The sequence below is a fragment of the Microcoleus sp. S28C3 genome (genome assembly GCF_036700785.1).
Taxonomy (GTDB): domain Bacteria; phylum Cyanobacteriota; class Cyanobacteriia; order Cyanobacteriales; family Microcoleaceae; genus Microcoleus; species Microcoleus asticus.
In genome coordinates this window covers 1-4,745 of sequence record NZ_JAUBPO010000217.1, presented here as the reverse complement: position 1 = coordinate 4,745, position 4,745 = coordinate 1, and the positions used below count along the sequence as shown (strand labels likewise).

Genomic DNA, 4,745 nt, shown 5'->3' with positions numbered 1-4,745 from the left:
CTACTGTCATATCACACTATGATAAACACTTCTCTCTAATAGTAACTTACTCGATCCTTTCCTTCAGGGCACTACCCATAAAGCTATGGAAAGTAGACGGAACATTATTGAGTACACTGACTCAACATGAAGGAGCAGTAAACTTTGTAACTTTTGGCTCTGATAGTAAAACATTAGCTTCTATTAGCGATGATAATACTCTCAGATTTTGGAAATCGCAAAGAGATCCTATTGTGGTAAAAAAAGATCGTGATGATTTTGTATCAAAAATTATCACAAAGGATGATAATAAGATGCTGGCCGTAACATTTAGCCCCAATGGCGAACTGATTGCTTATGCAAATGCAGAGGGAAAAATCGGACTTTGGAAGGTAGATGGTACTTCATTACCTCCTCTAGAAGGGCATATTGGTCAAGTCAATGAAGTAAGCTTCAGTCCTGACGGTCAGACAATTATTACAGGAGGTCGTGATAAAACTGTAAGAATATGGAATTTAAACGACACTAACTATAGCCCTACAGAAATCAACACGAATCAAATGATTATAAATGTGTGCGGAAGACTGAAACAATATTTGAATAGTAACAAATCTGCCCACAAAAACTATGCTGGTATATGTTATAACTAAATGAACAGCATACCTAATGTTGGGATTAAAAATAGTATGACAGATAAATTAAATCATGGAAAAAAATGCAATGAATACTTTAGAAGCATCAATAGAAATTTTAAAAATAGTAACATCCGTTCCATCTCTTAAGGGATTAGATATTGAGTCTAAAACTGATAAAATTCTTGAAAGCTTCCAAAAGATTTATGAAAGGATAGATTCAATAGTCAATCAAGACAAACGAGATGATAGTTGGGATGATACCTTACTAGGAACTTTTGATATTACTTTAAAAGGTAGCACGGAGGTAACAGTTGGCGACCCTACTTTAAAAGGTAGCATGGCAGTAGAAGAAGTTATCGATCCTACTTTAAAAAGTGGTATGAACATAGATATAATGAGACTCGATCCTACTGTAAGAGGTAGCCAGAAGTGAGCTTTTATTATCCTTCCCCAAAAAAACGATCGCCCCTCCAACTCCTCCAACCCTCAGTCGCTATACTAAAATCAGCATCCCCAACCCATCAACAGTTATGGTACAACAACAACCCACCGAAACTGTATCAGAAATCATCTACCCCGATCGCGACGGAGAACCAACAGCAGACAATACCAAACAATTCCGATGGATTGTCACTATTAAAGAAAATCTAGAAATCTTGTTTGCCAGCATTCTACCCAAGCTCCACAGGAACGGCAGCGTGCAGAAGAAGCGATCGCCCAACTTGAACAAGAACGACAGCGTTATCAAACTTTGCTACAACAAATACAGCAGCAAACCATAGACCCCGACCCTAGTAATTAACAAAACAAATCCAACTCAATCAATCTCCCTTAGTCCAGTTTCCAAACTGTCTACTCCCCCCCAGTCTTTCGAGAGCATCAAACCCTATCTATAGCGTTCTAATTTTTAGTCAAAAGCCCGATCGCACTGTTCACTTATCGAAACTGTCCCTTCCTCTCCTGACCGCTTCACTCACGCTATCTATTCTTTAAGTTAATCAACCAAAAGATATACTTGACTTAGAGGCACTATGCAGAAACAAATCATACGCCAAAAAGATACTAATGCTTGGATACTTCAGTGCTGGGTTTCTTTTATTGTTGCCCTTTCCGCAACTACTGTAGGTATCATTTATTTACAGGTAGACCCCTGGCAAAAAGCTTTTATGGGTATGGGTTTAACTTTTTCTGTCGGCTCGTCTTTTACTTTAGCAAAAACCATTCGGGATAACAACGAGGCAACAACATTAACTGCCAGAATCGACGAAGCTAGAGTTGAGAAAATTCTCGCTGAACACCATCCTCTCAAATAAATTGAATTATACAATGTATATAAAAAACAGCCCGGGCGGGCTGTTTTTGGTGTTTGAGCCACAGGTTTCAAGCTGCGGATGGGAATTGGGTATTTCAATGGCTACCTTTGAACTTACGATCGCCCAATTTAGCTTTTTTCCGCTGGCGACCACGGGCCCGAATCGTCGCATACTCCAGGGGAAAGCCAACGACAGGAATCACCTGATCCTTGCGTTCTTCTTCCAGATTCTTGAGTTCGGTGTAATCAACCCAGTGAATGCAATTCACCGGACAAGTGTCGATCGCCTCAGCAATCAACTCTTCAGAATCCCCGTCTTGTCGAACCACGCGCGATCGACCGTAATCCGGCTCAATATAAAAAGTATTGCGAGCAACGTGAGCGCAGTGCTTGCAGCCAATGCAGGTAATCTCATCAACATAGACACCTTTTTGGCGCAACACCCCGCCCAATTCCGGTTCCAAACCAGAGCGATCGGGCGCATCCCGCAAAAAACCTCCCAACTCCGGCTCTAAACCAGAGCGATCGCTTGCTGTATCTATTCCGAGTCCAGAAAGCTCAGACATTTAGACCCCCACAATAGTAAATAAGTCCGCGCAGGCGGACTTTGATGAGACAAGATTGCAAAAATCTCGCAAAATTATTAAGCGCACCAGCGCTGTACCACCAAGCGGAGCGAACCGTCTTGATTTTGCTTTTGCTCAGAAATTTGGAAACCCTGCTTAGCGCTTTCATTCACCACAGTATGGTAAGCGTAGCGCTGAGTCACCTTATTCAGAAAACGGTCTACAGACCAAGCTTGCTGCCAAAACTGCAAGTCAGCCACCAATTCATACTCAGTCCCGTTCCAGCTAAAACCGAGGTCGTAGCCGTTTTCTTGCTCAATAACCACCTCAGCGGTGCTGGTTAGGCCGCGATAGCCGCGCACCTCAGTCGGGCCCGACTTCCAGTCGATACCCAAATCAGTTAAAGCAGCTTCCAAAGAATTCAAATTGCGGATCTGGGTCTTAATTTGGCTAAAGTGTGACATGGTGATTCCAAAAAAATTTAAGTGAACTCAACAAAAAAAATTACCAATCGCTAAAAGCCACTTGGGCCGTCGCTTCGGCTGACTGATGCAGCGCTTGCGTGAAATATTCCGATGTTGACTCTTGATGAAGCACCACGCCGAGCTGAGCTTCAATTGCAGCCGTTACCTCAGCGCAGGAAGCACCGACAATGCCGGTGACTGTTTCCTGTACGCGGCCATCTGGATAGATCACAAACTCTAGTGTTTCCATAATCCGGGCTGACTGAATAGGAATAGTGAGATCAGACACCGACACCAGCAAGCCAGGGACGATGCCTCCTGAAGTAGCTTCTTGAGAGTTGGCTGACTGACAAAGCGCTATATCAATTTTGACGAATTGATAGGTTTTGAGTCACAACTTAACAGAAGTTATTAATAGGTAGAAGCAATACATCAGTTGTATGTAAAGTTTCGCGTAGATCGTGACATCAGTCAAGTCATACATGAGTGGCGAATATTAGCAACTGCTATTGGGGATCGATCGTCGGCGAGGGAGGATGTATCGCGAGATAGTAGGGGCCGAGGGTAAGGTGCCGTGTGCTTCGCCCTACAGATAGTAAGCTGTAGGGCATCTAAATTTTATTTTTCGGGCGGGCGGGACACCTCAGAAGAATTCTATCGAAAGTGACGGTAAAACTTAGATGCCTCTGGGCTTATCTTTGCGTAAGTTTTGTAAACGTAAAATACGATCGCGCTTTAGATACCAACTTCTTAAAAAAGTCGGGGTTCTGGGTATTCGGTTTTTCCGGCGGAATTACTTATCAATTATTTTTAATTAATAATCCGGGCTTATCAATGTTTTGAGTCTAAAATCGATCGAACTACGCAAGATTATCTAAGCAAGAGAGAAAACCTGGCTTTAACGATCCGAGTAGTTGACCAAGGACATCATTACATCAAAGGATTTGGCAAGCTCAGCAACACCGATCCTGCTGTTCCTAATGCTGGTACAATTTACGAAATCGGTTCCGCGACAGAAGTATTTACACTAACATTTCTGGCTAAATTAGTGAATGATGGTAATGTCGAGCTAGACGCTCCGATTCGTCTCTATTTGCCCGTAGAAGTCATCAATCAGTTAAATCCTGCCGTCCAATCCATCACCCTGCAACAGTTAGCAATCCATACCTCTGGACTGCCGCGTTTGCCCGACCGTTTCCTTGCAGAAATCTCAAATCCTAGCAATCCTTACCTTCACTACACGGCGCAGGAAATGTATGCAGATCTAGCAGAAATCACGCTGCTGAACGAACCCGGTCAAAGCTACGAATTCTCTAACTTGGACATGGGCTTGTTAGGACATTTGTTAAGCCTAAAAACTTCCAAAGCTTATGAAAAATTAGTGACAGAAATCATTTGCCAGCCGCTGGGTATGACATATACGGCGATTCATCTGACACCGCAACAGCAGCAGTGCCTTGCGCCCGGTCATTCACCCGATGGAATGCTGACTTCAAAGTGAGATTTTGAGGTGATAGCTCCACCAAGAGCGTTTCGTTCGACATCTGAGAATTTGTTGAAGTTCCTGCAAGCTAATCTCAGTACAGCGAATACCCAAATGGGTGCGATTTTCGTGCGATCGCAATCACAATATCTTGAAGACACTGAAACTTTCTGTATGGGCTTAGATTGGCTGATTTCGACCCTACCGAATGAGCAAGTATTGTATTGGCATAAGCTGTTGCACATTTAAACTGTGATACAAGCATTACCCTTATTTTTGATTTTGCGACTCCATTTAATTATTAAT

General features: G+C 42.9%; 8 protein-coding genes and 1 pseudogene. 6 read left to right on the top strand and 3 right to left on the bottom strand.

The features are described from left to right. The 4 genes and pseudogenes from QUA13_RS31605 to QUA13_RS31590 all read left to right on the top strand — a co-directional run. Positions 1-629, top strand: a 629-nt coding sequence (locus tag QUA13_RS31605; RefSeq protein ID WP_445242769.1) for a WD40 repeat domain-containing protein, incomplete at its 5' end; no start/stop codon positions are given. Positions 630-699: 70 nt separating this feature from the next. After that, complete coding sequence (locus QUA13_RS31600; RefSeq protein WP_333204917.1) at positions 700-1,047, top strand: hypothetical protein; 348 nt, start codon at positions 700-702, stop codon at positions 1,045-1,047. A gap of 97 nt (positions 1,048-1,144) precedes the next feature. Beyond that, positions 1,145-1,282, top strand: a pseudogene (locus tag QUA13_RS31595) (Uma2 family endonuclease); the annotation flags it as partial. Between the two features lie 363 nt (positions 1,283-1,645). After that, positions 1,646-1,927 carry a YiaA/YiaB family inner membrane protein gene (locus QUA13_RS31590; protein WP_172189332.1) on the top strand — a complete coding sequence of 94 codons (282 nt, stop codon included), beginning with the start codon at positions 1,646-1,648 and terminating at the stop codon, positions 1,925-1,927. Positions 1,928-2,021: 94 nt separating this feature from the next. On the opposite strand, the gene QUA13_RS31585 is transcribed toward QUA13_RS31590, so the two are convergent. The 3 genes from QUA13_RS31585 to QUA13_RS31575 all read right to left on the bottom strand — a co-directional run bounded on the left by QUA13_RS31585 (position 2,022) and on the right by QUA13_RS31575 (position 3,206). After that, complete coding sequence (locus QUA13_RS31585; RefSeq protein WP_172189334.1) at positions 2,022-2,492, bottom strand: ferredoxin; 471 nt, start codon at positions 2,490-2,492, stop codon at positions 2,022-2,024. A 77-nt stretch (positions 2,493-2,569) separates the two neighbouring features. After that, entirely contained in the window at positions 2,570-2,956 is a 387-nt protein-coding gene (locus QUA13_RS31580; RefSeq protein WP_172189336.1) for a DUF1257 domain-containing protein, read from the bottom strand. Between the two features lie 40 nt (positions 2,957-2,996). Continuing rightward, entirely contained in the window at positions 2,997-3,206 is a 210-nt protein-coding gene (locus tag QUA13_RS31575; RefSeq protein ID WP_015176940.1) for a DUF2997 domain-containing protein, read from the bottom strand. Between the two features lie 567 nt (positions 3,207-3,773). Here QUA13_RS31575 and QUA13_RS31570 point away from each other — a divergent pair. Together QUA13_RS31570 and QUA13_RS31565 are read left to right on the top strand one after the other, a co-directional pair. Continuing rightward, entirely contained in the window at positions 3,774-4,457 is a 684-nt protein-coding gene (locus QUA13_RS31570; RefSeq protein WP_333204919.1) for a serine hydrolase domain-containing protein, read from the top strand. A 9-nt stretch (positions 4,458-4,466) separates the two neighbouring features. Beyond that, entirely contained in the window at positions 4,467-4,688 is a 222-nt protein-coding gene (locus QUA13_RS31565; protein WP_333204914.1) for a hypothetical protein, read from the top strand. Positions 4,689-4,745: the final 57 nt, after the last annotated feature.